Source organism: Streptomyces sp. CBMA29, assembly GCF_014596445.1.
GTDB lineage: Bacteria > Actinomycetota > Actinomycetes > Streptomycetales > Streptomycetaceae > Actinacidiphila.
In genome coordinates this window covers 1-14,546 of sequence record NZ_MECL01000248.1, presented here as the reverse complement: position 1 = coordinate 14,546, position 14,546 = coordinate 1, and the positions used below count along the sequence as shown (strand labels likewise).

Genomic DNA, 14,546 nt, shown 5'->3' with positions numbered 1-14,546 from the left:
CCTCGGCCAGATCGGTCTGCCGGGTCAGAACGACGCGGCCCAGGCAAGGGCCTTGCCCGCTACTCGGATGTTCTCGGCTACCTGCGGATGGGTCTTGTCCAATGTCCTCATGTCCTTCGCCAGTTCAAGTGGGACCGTCACCGCGTGGGTGGTGAGCTTGATGCCGCCGTCGATGGCACGGGCAGCCGGAGACAGGGCCTCTATCGGCGCGCCACCGAACACCTTGAGCGCGGGGTTGAGCACCTTCGTGCCGATGAGCTGATTCGTACGGTTGAACTGGATGACGCCTTCGAGTGCCGCGCGGCTGCGCCCCACTACGCCTGAACCCTTGATGAACTCCTGCTCGACGCGTTCCCCGAACAGCACGTACGGCTTGACCGTCTTCACCGTCAGCGAGAGCCCCTTCACCGCCGATTCGGAGAAGCGCGCCGTCTCGGAGCCCACTTCCGCCACCTTCACGCCCGTGGTGAACCCCTGAATGCCCGGCAGCACTCCCACGACATCGAGACCGAGCGTCAGCCAACTCACGTCCGCTCCGGCGAGCTTGGCCACGAGGTGTGTGGCGAGCGTGGCGGCACCGAAGGTGATGGCTGCGGCCGCGAAGAAGGCGCCGATCGGTTCGAACGGTGCCGTGAAGATCGCGATGGCGCCGAGCAGCGCGGTGGCCGCGCCCAGAAGGTCACCGATGGTCTTGATGATGTCGGCGTTGTCCTTCACCCACTGGACGGTGTCGTCCCAGGCGCCCGCGACGCCGTGCGCGATACGGCTGAACAGGCCCGGTTTGTCGGGGGCGATGTCGCCGGCCTTGTCGAGGTCGTGGCTGATGGATTTGGCGGCGCTGGTGAAGCGGTTGTGGAGTTCTTCGGCGCGGTGGCGTACGCCGTCGAGGTCGTTGGTGGCGTCGGTGACGGCTTGTTGGGCTTTGGCGTCCTTGCCGAGTTGGGCGGGGGTGACGAAGGCGGGCCGGTCGCCTGGGGGTTGGGGTGGGTCGGCGGCGGCCTTCGCGTGGTCGAGGGAGCCCTGTTTGGTGGCGGCTTCCTTTTCGAGGGCGTCGGCTTCGGCCTGGAAACCGTGGAGTTGGTCGGCCCAGCGGGACAGGGCGCTGGAGGCACGGCCGAAGGAGTCGTGCGCCTTCTTGATCAGGGGCGCGACGTCGCTGTCGATGTGGGAGACGAAGGCGTTGGCGGCCTCGCCCTTCCAGTAGCCGCAGTCGAGCCGGTCCAGCTCGGTGACGGTCGCCGTCAACTCTCCGTACAGATCGCCCAGTTGACGCGCCAGCGCGCGCGTCCTGTCCACGTCCCCCGGTGTCGGGTCGAACCCGAGAAGCGGGAACTTCCCCGCCCGCACGTCCCCCATCGAACCCGCCCTCCCCGCCCCGCCCGAAGCTCTGGTGTTCGAGTGATCGACGCTATACGTACGGTGATCGGCGTGACAAGTGGGGCCCATGGGGTGGGCGCGGTTCCGGGAGTGAAGGGTGTGTGAAGTGTGCTGCGAACCGGTACCGATCACGGGAGGGCTCTACAGCCCCACGACGCGCGCCGGTAATGTCAAGGGCTACGCGCAACTGACTCGGTAACTGGACGACTCACGGGGGATCTCATCGTGACCCGCTCATCCCTGCCCATCGCCGTCGCCCTCGCAGCGTCGGCGGGCCTGCTGCTGACCGCTTGCGGTGGGGGTGGGTCGGACAGCTCGGACAAGATTCAGCCTTCGGCGACGGTGACGACGGCGGCGCCTACGGCCACATCGGCTTCGCCTACGCAGGCGGCGGGGCCGAACGCTCCGAAGTTCGACCTGCCGTCGGACGCGAAAGCGGAGTTCAGTGGCTTCGATACGTCGGACGTGGAGAAGAAGGACGTTCTTCGGGACGTGAAGAACGCGATCCTGACCATTCAGGAAGCCGAGGCCGTGGGCAAGGGGAACACGCCCAACATCAAGCGCTACTTCGCGCCGGTTCAGGCCGCGACCCTGTCGGATATGGCGATTGCCTATCGGAAGTCCGGATACACTATCACCGGGACGGTGAAGGACTATCGGCCGACTGTGAAGTTCGACGCGAGCGATCGAGCACAGGTCACGTACTGCGAAGACCAGAGTCACGCGTACGACAAGCTAATCTCGACCGGTGAGGTGCAGAAGTCCACGCCGTCAGTGAAGGACTACAGCCTTTGGCGTATGGGTCTCGCCAAGAATGCGGCCGGTGACTGGCAGGTGACCGACTACTCGCAGCAGAAGGGGGTGTCGAAATGCGCGGGTTCCTGAAAGGACGCAGGACACTTCTGTCCGTGTCTGCGCTGAGCGTCGCGATGGTATTGTTGGCGTCTCCTCAAGCGCAGGCCGACAGAGAGCATGCAAACGGCCCAGCTCCCGTTACCACGCCCAAAAGTCACGACGGCCAACTTTCCTCAAGGGTGAGCCTGGGAGGTACGGGTTATACCGGTGGCAGCGGAACGCAGCCGATCACGTCATCGAGCGCTAACTGGTCCCCGCCTGATTGCTGGTACGAGGCCTTCACCCCGGACGAGTTCGAAGCGGTACTCGATGATCGCTACTACGCGGCTGGCAACAATCATCAGGGATCGATCTACGACTACTACTACGGCGTCCGGTCGAAAATGAACGAAATCAAGTACCACCGGGGCGACGACGGCAAGTGGTGGCTGCTCGTCTATAATCGTAACCTCCCAGAGAACACCGCAGGATCGTGCACCATCACCGACGGTTGGAAATGGGTGGATGCCGGAAATCCGCCTCCCCCGGGTGCAATCACTGCAGAGCAACTGTCGCAAGTGGCATACGCGGCAACCAAGTTGCCCGTGCGTAAGGTGACACTGAGCCCTGGCGCGAATAATCAGAAAGTCAATCTGCCCACGTACGTAAAATTCTCGGACGCTCTTCCGCAGGTGTACGTGACCGCGCAGGTACCCAATCCGCCCGTAGCGGCGACCGTGGTTGCCGAGCCCTACGCGTTGCACGTGGACGCGGGAACCTCGCACGCGGAACCGCAGTCATGTGACTACCTGTTCAAACGCAACGGGGATCAGTACAACATCGACACGGAAGGTGCGGGTTGCAACATCGTCTACCGTAAGGCGACAGCCGCCGGTGGCGCCTACACATTGCAAGCCCAGATCACTTGGAAGGTGCACTGGACGGCGACGGCGGATCCAAACGGCCCCGTGGCCGGGCCGATGGACGACGGCTATACGACTTCGCCGCAGGACGTCACCGTGCAGGAGATTCAGGCTGTTAATCGCTGATTCGCGGTTGGTTGCTTTGCTTTCCCCCGGGGGGTTAGAGGGCTTGGGGGAAGGTGAAGAGGTGGTGGGGGTCGAGGTGGGATTTTAGGGTGGTGAGGCGGGGGGCGTTGGGGCCGTAGTAGGCGGTGCGCCAGGTGGGGAGGGTGGGGTCGGCGTAGTTCTGGTACGCGGCGCCCGAGGCGTAGGGGGACATGGCTTTGTGGGTGGTGTCGAGCCAGCCGGTGGTGGAGAGGGCGTCCGAGGCCAGGTACTGGGTGAGGACGCGTGAGGTGCGGTGGCAGAAGGCGGTGTCCGTGGGGGACGGGCGGTTGACCGCGCCGCCGAGGGCGGTGAGGGCGATGCTGCCGGCGCCGTCGCCGGACTGGGCGGACAGCCGCTCGACGGCCGAGAGCAGCGTGGAGATGCCCGCGTCCGGCAGGTCCTTGTCGTAGAAGTCGGAGCGCGCGGTGTAGGTCTCGCGGTGCAGGTGCCCGGCGGGGGCGAGGTGGCACTGGGCGGCGGACAGACCGGCGCAGCCCGCGTACGAGAAGGTCGCGTCGAGGTAGCTGTGCGGGCGCAGCGAGACGGTGCTGGCGTCGGCGCCGATGCCGGCGGTGAGCCGGTCGGTGGCCGCGGCGAGGTCGTCGCGGGAGCCGGTGGAGAGCATCGGGACGGCCACGGTGGGGGAACCGCCGGCGTCGCAGTCGAGGTGCAGTGCGGACCAGATGTGGTCCGGCTGGTCGGGGCCCCAGCGCTGCCAGGCGCGGATCACGGCGGCGGCCCGGCTCCACGGCCAGGTGAGGTAGCCGGTGACGACGCCGTCGGGCATCGGGTGGGTGGCGAAGCGCAGTGACGTGACGACGCCGAACTGGCCGTTGCCCGCGCCGCGCAGCGCCCAGAACAGCTCGGGCTGGGAGTCGGCGGAGCAGTCGAGTATCCGGCCGTCGGCGGTCACGATGGTGGCGCCGACGAGGCTGTCGCAGGTCAGGCCCATGGAACGGCTCAGGACGCCGTGGCCGCCGCCGAGCGCGAGTCCTGAGACGCCGACGGTCGGGCAGGACCCGGCCGGGATCGTGCGGCCCTGCTTGCCGAGGGCGGAGTAGACGTCGATGAGCTTGGCGCCCGCGCCGACCGTGGCGGTGGTGCCGTCGAGGTGGATCGAGTTGAGCCGGGAGACGTCGATGACCAGGCGGCCGTCGCCGCTCGACCAGCCCGCGTAGGAGTGGCCGCCGCTGCGGATGGCCGGCGCGGTGGCGGTGCGGCGGGCGAAGTCCAGGCAGGCGCGGATGTCCGAGGTGCCGGTGACGTACGCGATGCCCGCAGGACGCAGGCCGTCGAAGCGGGTGTTGTACAGGATCCGGTCGGCGGCGTACGCGCTGTCGTCCGGGCGCACGAGGCTGCCGTCCAGGGACTTGGCGAGGGCCGCCCAGTCGGGCTTGACGGGGGGCGCGGTGGTGGCCGCGGTCGGCGCGGCGGAACCGCCGGACGATGACGAGGACGACGGGGGCGCGGACGTACCGCCCTTGGCGTCGTCGCCGCTGTCGGGTCCGCAGCCGGTCAGCCAGGCCGAAGCCAGTACGGCCCCGCCCGCCTTGAGCGCGGTCCTGCGCTCGACCCGGTCGCCCTTGTCCATACGGTCACCCCGGTCACTTCGGTCCTTCGGGTCCGTCAGGACCACAGGCTCCACACGACTCACTTGCCCCACCGCCTTCGCCTATCCGTAGACGTGCGAATCATGAGTCCGGTTGCGGAGCGCGAGGCGCGGGGCGAGAAGACTACAGCGGGGCGAGACCAGTACAGCCAGGCGCGTCAGCCGGAGATGTGCTCCTCCGCATCGCGTCTCGCGCGGTCCCTGGCCCGCCGGGCCGGACCCTTCCAGCCACACGAGCAGCGGGCGACGGCGAAGGAGCCGCGCTCGACGATCGACGTCTGATGGCCACTGTCGGGAGCGTCGGCCGGAGTTCGCGCCGCGGTTCCGGCCGAAGCCGTGACGGAGGCCGAAGCCGTGACGGAGGCGTTGGCGGAATCCTGCTCGGCACGCAAGTTGAGCACGAGACCACCGTAGCGGGCGTGACGAGGCACTTCCGACGGTCGTTAGACGCCATAAGGCCCCGGACGGTCGAAGGCCGGTCCAGCAATGGTCCAGGAATGGTCCAGAACGCTTCAGGAATGCTTCAGGGATGGTGGCGGCGATGGCCCCGGGGGTAGCGACGGTACGGCGCGCGACGGTGGTACGGCGGCGCCGAGGACGTACGAAGGCCGCCGCAGCGGCGCTCGGCTGCGCCTGCGGAGTCGCCCTGCTCACCGGCTGTGTCGGGCAGGGCGCGGCGGCCGAGAGCGGCAGGGACGCCAAGGGACACGACCCGGCGCAGGCGGTACGCGGCGCCGCGGACGTCCTCGTACGGGCGGGCAGCTCGCACGTGGACACCTCGATGCGGATGGCCAGCGGCGGCACCTGGCTGACCATCACCGGCACCGGCGGATTCGACTACGTGAAGCGGCGGGGCGAACTGCGGCTGCTGCTGCCCAGGGACGCTGCGGGCGCCGAGGAGCACAAGCCGGTCACCGAACTGCTCACGCCGGGCGCCCTCTATATGAAGGACCGCGGCGAGGGCGTGCCCGAGGGGAAGTGGGTACGCGTCGACACCGACCGGCTGCCGGACGGCAATCTGGTGACCGGCGGCGCCACCGAGCCGCTGGCCGCCGCCGAACTGCTGCGCGGCGCCCAGGACGTCGAGCTGGTCGGCGTCGAGACCCTGCGCGGTACGAAGGTGCGGCACTACCGGGGGACGGCCGACATCGGGCGCGCCGCGAAGGCCGCCGCGCCCGGCGTACGCGGGCCCTTGCAAGCGGCGGCCAAGGGGTTCACGGTCACCCGGGTGCCCTTCGACGCGTGGCTGGACGAGGCGGGACGGCTGCGCCAGGTGAGCCAGCGGTTCACCTTCAGCTCGGACGACAGGAAGGACGACAAGCAGGCCGGCCAGAACGGTGGGAGCGACGACAAGCAGGCCGGCCAGAACGGTACGGGCGGCTCCGACGCCGCCCGTACGACGACCGGCGCCAAGGGCCGTACGACGAGCGCCGCCGCGCCCGACGTCACCGTGGTCTCTACCACTCGCTTCGACGATTTCGGCCGCGCCGTCCCCGTCACCATGCCCCGAGCTGCCGACATCTGGACGGGCAAGATCGTTTCTTCCCGGCAGGGGTAAGGGGTCTTCGCGGTAACGGCCCTCACCGGAAAGGGCGTTGTCGAAATGGTCCATCCGTGCCATGCGCGGACCGGGTGCCGGTCCCTACCCTGGCTTGAGGCAGTGGCAGACAGCCAAGAGCCAGGCACTCGTGGACGAGGAGGTGGTGCGCGTATGGCGCCGTCGCCCGGAATGCTGGTCGTCCAGGACGATCCGGTGGCCCTCGCGGAGATCGAACTCTGCGGTGAGCTGATGATCGCCGCGTCCACCGCCGACGAGGAGCGGCTGAGCTTCGCCCGGATCGACGAGGTACTGGGAGTCGCGCGCGACCGCGAGTCGATGCCCGCGCTCCTGGTGCGCGCCCCGCTCTCCGACCGCGCCGGCTGACGCCGGGGCGCGCCGCCCGTACGCCCCCCGGAACCCCCGGAACCCCCGGAACCCCCGGAACCCCCCGGAAAAGCCGCTCCCGGAACCCCCGAACCCCCCGGAAAGCCGCCCCCGCCTACGTCCGCAGCAGCCGCGCTATGGCCGCCGTCGCCTCCGCCACCTTCTCGTCGATCTCCGGCCCGCCGCCGACGGCCGCCGCGGCCACGCAGTGCCGCAGGTGCTCCTCCAGAAGCTGGAGGGCGAAGGACTGGAGGCCCTTGGTGCTCGCCGAGACCTGGGTGAGGATGTCGATGCAGTAGACGTCCTCCTCGACCATCCGCTGCAAGCCGCGGATCTGCCCCTCGATCCGGCGCAGCCGCTTGAGGTGGGACTCCTTGTCGTGGCTGTATCCATGCGGCCCCCGGGGGCGCGAAGATGGGTCGGAACCCGTGTCCGCCCCCGCGTCCCGAGGTGACTGTTCCGGCGTGATCTCCGCCTCAGCCCCGGCCGGTTCACTGGCCTCCGTCGTCATCGTCAACCCCGCCCTTCCTGTCCCGTTATACCCCTGCCGGGTATATCGTACCGAATCGACACCTTGTGCGACGCATCCCCGGTGAGGGGGACACTTTTCCATGGGCGACACTGGGTGACGCCCATTAGCCGTGGCCGGATGATGCGCCTAGCATCAACGAGACCGAATCCGATGCACACCGAGGACCTCACGTGCGCTTTCGTCTGACCCCCAGGGAGACGAGCTTCTACGACATGTTCGCCGCGTCCGCGGACAACATCGTCACCGGTTCGAAGCTCCTCATGGAACTGCTCGGGGCCGATTCGGCTACCCGGACCGAGATCGCCGAGAGAATGCGGGCGGCGGAGCACGCGGGTGACGACGCGACCCACGCGATCTTCCACCAGCTCAACTCCTCCTTCATCACCCCCTTCGACCGCGAGGACATCTACACCCTCGCCGGTTCGCTCGACGACATCATGGACTACATGGAGGAGGCCGTTGACCTGGTCGTCCTCTACAAGGTCGAGGAACTGCCGAAGGGCGTGGAGCAGCAGGTCGAGGTGCTGGCACGGGCGGCGGAGCTGACCGCGGGAGCCATGCCGAACCTGCGCACCATGTCCAACCTCACCGAGTACTGGATCGAGGTCAACCGGCTGGAGAACCAGGCCGACCAGATCCACCGCAAGCTGCTCGCGCACCTTTTCAACGGCAAGTACGACGCCATAGAGGTGCTCAAGCTCAAGCAGATCGTGGACGTACTGGAAGAGGCGGCGGACGCTTTCGAGCACGTGGCGAACACGGTGGAGACCATCGCGGTCAAGGAGTCCTGACCTACGTGGACACCTTCGCTCTGGTCGCGACCATCGGGGTCGCGCTCTTCTTCACGTACACCAACGGGTTCCACGACTCGGCGAACGCCATCGCCACCTCGGTGTCGACCCGCGCGCTGACGCCCAAGGCCGCGCTGGCGATGGCCGCCGTGATGAACCTCGCCGGTGCGTTCCTGGGCAGCGGCGTCGCCAAGACCGTCAGCAAGGGGCTGATCGAGACCCCCACCGGTCGCAACGGCATGGGCATCCTCTTCGCCGCGCTCGCCGGTGCGATCATCTGGAATCTGGTCACCTGGTACTTCGGTCTGCCGTCGAGTTCCAGCCACGCGCTGTTCGGCGGTCTGGTCGGCGCCGCGCTGGCCGGCGGCGTCACCGTGCACTGGTCGGGCGTGGTCGACAAGGTCATCATCCCGATGTTCGTCTCGCCCGTGGTCGGCCTGGTGGTCGGCTATCTCGTGATGCTGGCGATCCTCTGGTTCTTCCGCCGCGCGAACCCGCACAAGGCCAAGCGCGGCTTCCGTATCGCGCAGACCGTCTCCGCGGCGGCGATGGCGCTCGGCCACGGTCTCCAGGACGCCCAGAAGACGATGGGCGTGGTCGTCCTCGCCCTGGTCATCCACGACCCGAGCAACGGATACGGCATCCCGATCTGGGTCAAGTTCGTGTGCGCCGCGATGATGTCGCTCGGTACGTACGCGGGCGGCTGGCGGATCATGCGGACGCTGGGGCGCCGGATCATCGACCTCGACCCGCCGCAGGGCTTCGCCGCCGAGACGACGTCCGCGGGCATCCTCTACGCGACCTCGTACATCTTCCAGGCGCCGGTCTCCACGACCCACGTCATCACCTCCGCGATCATGGGCGTCGGCGCGACCAAGCGGGTCAAGGCGGTGCGCTGGGGGGTGGCCAAGAACATCGTGGCCGGATGGTTCATCACGATGCCCGCCGCCGGTGTGGTGGCCGCCATCGGCTTCTACCTGGTGCGGCTGATCTTCGGCTGAGCCGTCGCGCGCACCGACGCGACACCCGCGCGCGTCGAGGCGACACCCGCGCGCGCCGGACAACACACCCCCTGAAAAGGGTTCGGCCCCGCTTCCCGTCACCGGGAAGCGGGGCCTGCGCCTTGCGGTGGCACCGCCATGCAGCACCGCGCGGCGGTCCTGTCACCCGAAGCGGCCCGAGATGTAGTCCTCGGTGGCCTGGACCGACGGGTTGGAGAAGATGCGCTCGGTGTCGTCGATCTCTATGAGCTTGCCGGGTTGGCCGACCGCGGCCAGGTTGAAGAACGCGGTGCGGTCGGAGACACGGGCGGCCTGCTGCATGTTGTGCGTGACGATCACGATCGTGAAGCGGGTCTTCAGCTCACCGATCAGATCCTCGATGGCGAGGGTGGAGATCGGGTCGAGTGCCGAGCACGGCTCGTCCATCAGCAGCACCTGCGGCTCGACCGCGATGGCGCGGGCGATGCACAGCCGCTGCTGCTGGCCGCCGGACAGGCCGGAACCGGGCTTGTTGAGCCGGTCCTTGACCTCGTTCCAGAGGTTGGCGCCCTTGAGGGACTTCTCGACGATGGTGTCCAGCTCGCCCTTCTTGCGGACACCGTTGAGCTTGAGACCGGCCGCCACGTTGTCGTAGATCGACATGGTGGGGAACGGGTTCGGCCGCTGGAAGACCATGCCGACCGTGCGGCGTACGGTCACCGGGTCGACGCCGGTCCCGTACAGGTTCTCGTCGTCCAGCAGCACCTTGCCCTCGACACGGCCGCCGGGGGTGACCTCGTGCATGCGGTTCAGGGTGCGCAGGAAGGTGGACTTGCCGCAGCCGGACGGGCCGATGAAGGCGGTCACGGTGCGGGGCTCCACGGTCATCGAGATGTCCTCGATGGCCTTGAAGGCGCTGTAGTACGCGGTGAGGCCGCTGACGTCGATTCGCTTGGCCATGGGGATCACTTCTCTTCTCAAGGTCGTCTGATGTCGGCCGCGTCAGCGACCTGCCACGCGGCGGAGCCGCTCATCGATACTTCGGGGCCTTCCAGCGGGCGATGCCGCGGGCCACCAGGTTGAGGATCATCACGAAGGCGATGAGCACCAGGGCCGCGGCCCACGCGCGGTCGTAGCTCGGCTCGTTGCCGTTGCCGTACTGCTGGTAGATGAAGAACGGCAGCGACGACTGCGGATCCTTGAACGGGTCCGTGTTGATCAGGTTGCTGCCGAACACCAGCAGGGCGATCGGCGCGCTCTCGCCCGCGATACGGGCGATGGCGAGCATGACGCCGGTGGTGATGCCGCCGATCGCGGTGGGGATGACGACCTTGACGATGGTGCGCCACTTCGGCACGCCCAGGGCGAGGGATGCCTCGCGCAGCTCGTTCGGGATGAGCTTGAGCATTTCCTCGGTGGAGCGGACGACGATCGGCATCATCAGGATGGCCAGGGCCAGCGACCCGGCGAAGCCGGTCGCGGGGGCCTTGCCGATCAGCACGAACCACATCGAGAGGATGAACAGACCGGCCACGATCGACGGGATGCCGGTCATGACGTCGACGAAGAAGGTGACCCACTTCGCGAGCGCGCCCTTGCCGTACTCGACCAGGTAGATCGCGGTGAGTATGCCCAGCGGCGCGGCGATGACCGCGGCGATGCCGACCTGCTCCAGGGTGCCGATGATGGCGTGGTAGACGCCGCCGCCGGGCTGGATGGTCAGCACGTTGTTCATCGAGTGCGTCAGGAAGTTGACGTCGAGGACCTTGACGCCCTTGCTGATCGTCGTCTCGACCAGGGAGTAGAGCGGGATGACGGCCAGGATGAAGCTGGACCAGACGAGGCTGGTGGCCACCCGGTCCTTGGCCTGGCGGCGACCCTCGACCCGCGCGGTGATGACGTACGAACCGGCGACGAAGAGGAACAGCGCGATCAGACCCCACTGGATCTTGCTGTCGAGCCCGAAGCCCGCGCCGATCGCTCCGGCGACGACGACGGCTCCGGCCGCGATGGCCAGGGGAGCCCACTTGGGGAGCTGACGGGAGGCCAGCGGCGGGGTGGCGGGAGCCTCCGCCGGCGCCGGCGCCTTGTCGTCCACGATCAGGTCGCTCATGCGTTGGCCCCCGAGTATTCCTTGCGGCGGGCGATGATCAGTCGGGCCGCGCCGTTGACCAGCAGGGTGATGAAGAAGAGCACCAGGCCGGAGGCGATCAGGGCGTCGCGTCCGAACTCGTCGGCCTCACCGAACTTGGCGACGATGTTCTGCGAGAAGGTGCCGCCGAGCGGGTCCAGGATGTGCGCGGACAGTTGCGGCGAGGCGGACAGCACGGTGGCCACCGCCATGGTCTCGCCGAGCGCGCGGCCCAGGCCCAGCATCGAGGCGCTGATGATGCCGGAGCGCGCGAAGGGCAGCACCGACAGGCGGATGACCTCCCAGCGGGTCGCGCCGAGCGCGAGCGCCGCCTCCTCGTGCATCTTGGGCACCTGGCGGATCACTTCGCGGCTGACGTTGGTGATGATCGGCAGGATCATGATCGCCAGCAGGATGCCGACGGTGAACAGCGACCGCGCGGCCGAGTTCGGGTCCTGCTTCGAGAAGATGACGGTCCAGCCGAAGTACGTGTCCAGCCAGAGGTTGAGGCCCTTGAGGTGCGGCACCAGGAAGAGCGCGCCCCACAGGCCGTAGATGATGCTGGGCACCGCGGCGAGCAGGTCGATCACGTAGGCGATCGGACCGCCCAGGCGGCGCGGTGCGTAGTGCGTGACGAACAGGGCGATGCCGACGGCGATCGGGACCGCGATGACCATCGCGATGACCGAGCTGACGACGGTGCCGTAGGCCAGCACGGCGATGCCGAACACCGGCGGGTTGAGGCTGGCGTTCCACTCGAAGGTGGTCAGGAAGTTGCCGTGGTCCTTGGAGATCGCGCTCACCGAGCGGACCGTCAGGAAGACGGCGATGGCCGCCATCACGACGAGGAGGAAGATGCCGGACCCGCGGGAGAGTCCCGCGAAGATCCGGTCGCCGGGCCGGGTGACGGTCTTCGTCTCCACCGGCGGCGCGGTAGGGGGAGGGGCGGTGGTGGTCATAGGGATTTCTCCGGTCTGGGTGGGGGACGTTCGGTCCCCCGGCGGCGGTGCACCGGATGTACGGCGGGCCCCGCGGTCGCCAGGACCGCGGGGCCCGCCGACTCGACTAGGACAGCGAGGTGATGGTGGAGCGGACCTTCGTGGCGATCTCGGTCGGCAGCGGCGCGTAGCCGGCCGCCGAGAGCTTCGCCTGACCGGCGTCGCTGGCGATGTAGGTCAGGAAGGACTTGGTGAGCGGCAGGGTGTCGGCCTTGTTGCCCTTGTCGCAGGCGATCTCGTACGTCACCAGGACGATCGGGTAGGCGTTGTCCGCCTTGGTGGTGTACGCGGCGCCCAGGTCCAGGGACAGGTCGGAACCGGTGCCGACGACCTTGGCGGAGGCGATACCGGCCGACGCGTTCTGCGAGGTGGCCTCGACCGGCGCGGAGGCGCCGGTGTTGATCTTCACCGTCGGGATGGTGCTGGCGGTCGCGTAGGACAGCTCGAAGTAACCGATGGCGCCCTCGGTCTGCTTGACCAGCGCGGCGACACCGGCGGACTTCGCGGCGGCCTGGCCGCCCTTGCCCATCCACGCCTTCGCGTGCTCGTACGGCCAGTCGGCCGGGGCGGCACCCTTCAGGTACTTGGTCAGGTTGTCCGTGGTGCCGGACTCGTCCTGGCGGTGAACGGTCTGGATCTTGGAGCTCGGCAGGGTGACACCCGGGTTGAGCTTCTTGATCGCTTCGTCGTTCCAGTTGGTGATCTTCGAGTTGAAGATCTTCGCCAGGGTGGGCGCGTCCAGAACCAGGTTGCTCACACCGGAGAGGTTGTAACCGACGGCGATCGGGCCGCCGACCATCGGGATGCTGATGCCCTCGCCGTTGGTGCAGACCTTCTTGGAGGCGGTGACCTCTTCGGGCTTCAGCGGGGAGTCGGAGCCCGCGAAGGCGTCCGTGCCCTGGTTGAAGTCGACGATGCCCTCACCGGAGGACGAGGTCTTGTAGTTGATCGTCGCGCCGGAGCAAGCCTGCTGGTAGTCCTTGACCCACGACTCGATCGCGTTCTGCTGGGCACTGGAGCCGGAGGCCAGGATCTGGCCCTTCTCACAGGCGATGCCGCTCGCGTTGGCGCCGCTGTCGGACGTGCTGGCCGAGGCGCTGCCGCTGGGCGTGGACGTGGAGTCGTTGTTGTTGTCCGAACCACAGGCGCTCAGGACCAGCGCGCCGGTAATCGCGACCGCGCCGACGGTCAGGGCCCGCAGCCCGTTCTTACGCTGAAGCTTCACCTTCGTGTGTTCCTTCCAAAAGCCCGCCGGTGGACGGCGAAGCAGAGGGTTATGGGTTCTGCATCCACCCGGCGTCGCGTGATGCTCACCGGTAAGCCCGAAATTAGGCAGATGAAGTGAAGCGACCGACGGAAGGGAGTGAACGCCAGGTGAACCTCGTCTATCAGGGTGGTGCCGCTACGCGCGTTACGCTCGCCGTGGTGACGAAGTGGTATCCGGGGCTGCCGTTGCGTCACAAAGGAACACGGGCAGGTCACAGGGGTGACACGGGCGGGTCACGGCCGCCGGGCGTACCGATCGGCACGCAGTGGTACGTCGGTTCACCGGCCGTCCACGTCCGCTCGGGCCCGTGAGCCGGTCGGTCCGGCCCGATCAGCCCGATAAGCCCGCTGTCGGCCCGCTGCGCCGACCGCCCGTCAGCCCGCCAGCGCGTGCAGCAGCGCGTCCACCAGGGGCCGGTCGCGGTCGTGGGTGAGCCTGCGGCGGGCCGCGGAGGGCGGCAGCCAGATCATCCGGTCCACCTCGTCGTTGGGCACGAAAGAGCCCGCCCACGCCTCGGCCGCCCAGTAGCGGACCTCTTTGGGGCGGCCGTCCACCAGATAGCGCGACGTCGGCAGCGGGGCGCCGAGCGAGCAGCCCAGACCGGTCTCCTCACGCGTCTCGCGCAGCGCGGCGGCCGGGAACTCCTCGCCGCGCTTCACCTTGCCCTTCGGCAGGCTCCAGTCGTCGTAACGCGGTCGGTGCACCAGCGCCAGCTCGATCCCGCCGTGGTACGGGGAGACGCGCCACAGCACGACGCCCGCCGCCCGTACGGTCGTCGCGCTCTTGTCGCCCGCGCGTTTCATTCCTTGCGCGCCCCCGGTACGGAATTCGGCCCAGGGCCCGGCGCGGGCCCCGGTTGCCACAGCCGGGAGAAGGCGAAGCGCGCGGCTTCCACCTCGTGCCGCTGGTCGGCGTGGAGCACGCCCAGCGCGTACGCGGTCGCCGGAGCTATGCGCGGGGTGCGGGCCGCCGCCGCGACGGCCGCCGCGCACTCGGCCGCCTCGCGGTGCCTGGCCAGCGGCGTGGCCGCCTC

15 protein-coding genes and 1 pseudogene are annotated in these 14,546 nt (G+C 68.3%); 6 read left to right on the top strand and 10 right to left on the bottom strand.

The genetic code is table 11. The features are described from left to right. Positions 1-24: 24 nt before the first annotated feature. On the bottom strand, positions 25-1,296 hold the full coding sequence (locus BGM09_RS33735; protein ID WP_188285548.1) for a putative T7SS-secreted protein: 1,272 nt from the start codon (positions 1,294-1,296) through the stop codon (positions 25-27). Between the two features lie 306 nt (positions 1,297-1,602). Here BGM09_RS33735 and BGM09_RS33730 point away from each other — a divergent pair, with 306 nt between their 5' ends. Both BGM09_RS33730 and BGM09_RS33725 read left to right on the top strand, forming a co-directional pair. Next, entirely contained in the window at positions 1,603-2,262 is a 660-nt protein-coding gene (locus BGM09_RS33730) for a hypothetical protein (RefSeq protein ID WP_188285547.1), read from the top strand. 23 nt (positions 2,263-2,285) lie between these two features. Further along, positions 2,286-3,260, top strand: a complete 975-nt coding sequence (locus BGM09_RS33725; protein ID WP_188285546.1) for a hypothetical protein — start codon at positions 2,286-2,288, stop codon at positions 3,258-3,260. Between the two features lie 34 nt (positions 3,261-3,294). Here the strand turns inward: BGM09_RS33725 and BGM09_RS33720 are convergent, their stop codons facing one another. After that, on the bottom strand, positions 3,295-4,872 hold the full coding sequence (locus BGM09_RS33720) for an FAD-binding oxidoreductase (protein WP_188285545.1): 1,578 nt from the start codon (positions 4,870-4,872) through the stop codon (positions 3,295-3,297). A gap of 176 nt (positions 4,873-5,048) precedes the next feature. Further along, a complete protein-coding gene (locus BGM09_RS33715; RefSeq protein WP_188285566.1) occupies positions 5,049-5,291 on the bottom strand; it encodes a hypothetical protein in 243 nt (80 codons plus the stop codon). 140 nt (positions 5,292-5,431) lie between these two features. Here BGM09_RS33715 and BGM09_RS33710 point away from each other — a divergent pair, with 140 nt between their 5' ends. Then, the gene (locus BGM09_RS33710; RefSeq protein WP_188285544.1) at positions 5,432-6,448 is read left to right on the top strand and encodes a hypothetical protein; all 1,017 of its coding nucleotides are present in this window, start codon (positions 5,432-5,434) and stop codon (positions 6,446-6,448) included. 153 nt (positions 6,449-6,601) lie between these two features. Continuing rightward, positions 6,602-6,814, top strand: coding sequence for a hypothetical protein (locus BGM09_RS33705; RefSeq protein ID WP_188285543.1), 213 nt, complete (start codon positions 6,602-6,604; stop codon positions 6,812-6,814). Between the two features lie 115 nt (positions 6,815-6,929). On the opposite strand, the gene BGM09_RS33700 is transcribed toward BGM09_RS33705, so the two are convergent. Continuing rightward, positions 6,930-7,325 (bottom strand): metal-sensitive transcriptional regulator, encoded by a 396-nt coding sequence (locus BGM09_RS33700; protein WP_188285562.1) that lies wholly within the window; start codon positions 7,323-7,325, stop codon positions 6,930-6,932. 191 nt (positions 7,326-7,516) lie between these two features. Between BGM09_RS33700 and BGM09_RS33695 the strand changes: the two genes are divergently transcribed. Both BGM09_RS33695 and BGM09_RS33690 read left to right on the top strand, forming a co-directional pair. After that, complete coding sequence (locus tag BGM09_RS33695; RefSeq protein ID WP_188285542.1) at positions 7,517-8,137, top strand: DUF47 domain-containing protein; 621 nt, start codon at positions 7,517-7,519, stop codon at positions 8,135-8,137. 5 nt (positions 8,138-8,142) lie between these two features. Then, positions 8,143-9,138, top strand: a complete 996-nt coding sequence (locus BGM09_RS33690; RefSeq protein WP_188285541.1) for an inorganic phosphate transporter — start codon at positions 8,143-8,145, stop codon at positions 9,136-9,138. A gap of 162 nt (positions 9,139-9,300) precedes the next feature. On the opposite strand, the gene pstB is transcribed toward BGM09_RS33690, so the two are convergent. From pstB to BGM09_RS33660, 6 genes and pseudogenes are all read right to left on the bottom strand, one after another. Beyond that, positions 9,301-10,077: a phosphate ABC transporter ATP-binding protein PstB gene (gene pstB, locus BGM09_RS33685; protein WP_188285540.1), complete on the bottom strand. Its 777-nt coding sequence runs from the start codon at positions 10,075-10,077 to the stop codon at positions 9,301-9,303. Between the two features lie 70 nt (positions 10,078-10,147). Further along, positions 10,148-11,230 (bottom strand): phosphate ABC transporter permease PstA, encoded by a 1,083-nt coding sequence (gene pstA / locus BGM09_RS33680; protein ID WP_188285539.1) that lies wholly within the window; start codon positions 11,228-11,230, stop codon positions 10,148-10,150. Next, positions 11,227-12,207, bottom strand: coding sequence for a phosphate ABC transporter permease subunit PstC (gene pstC / locus BGM09_RS33675; RefSeq protein ID WP_188285538.1), 981 nt, complete (start codon positions 12,205-12,207; stop codon positions 11,227-11,229). Before pstC ends, pstA begins: the two co-directional genes overlap by 4 nt. A 106-nt stretch (positions 12,208-12,313) precedes the next feature. Continuing rightward, a complete protein-coding gene (gene pstS / locus BGM09_RS33670; RefSeq protein WP_188285537.1) occupies positions 12,314-13,471 on the bottom strand; it encodes a phosphate ABC transporter substrate-binding protein PstS in 1,158 nt (385 codons plus the stop codon). A gap of 416 nt (positions 13,472-13,887) precedes the next feature. Then, entirely contained in the window at positions 13,888-14,316 is a 429-nt protein-coding gene (locus BGM09_RS33665) for an NUDIX hydrolase (RefSeq protein ID WP_188285536.1), read from the bottom strand. Further along, positions 14,313-14,546: pseudogene (locus tag BGM09_RS33660) on the bottom strand (metal-binding protein); the annotation flags it as partial. The pseudogene BGM09_RS33660 and the gene BGM09_RS33665, both read right to left, overlap by 4 nt.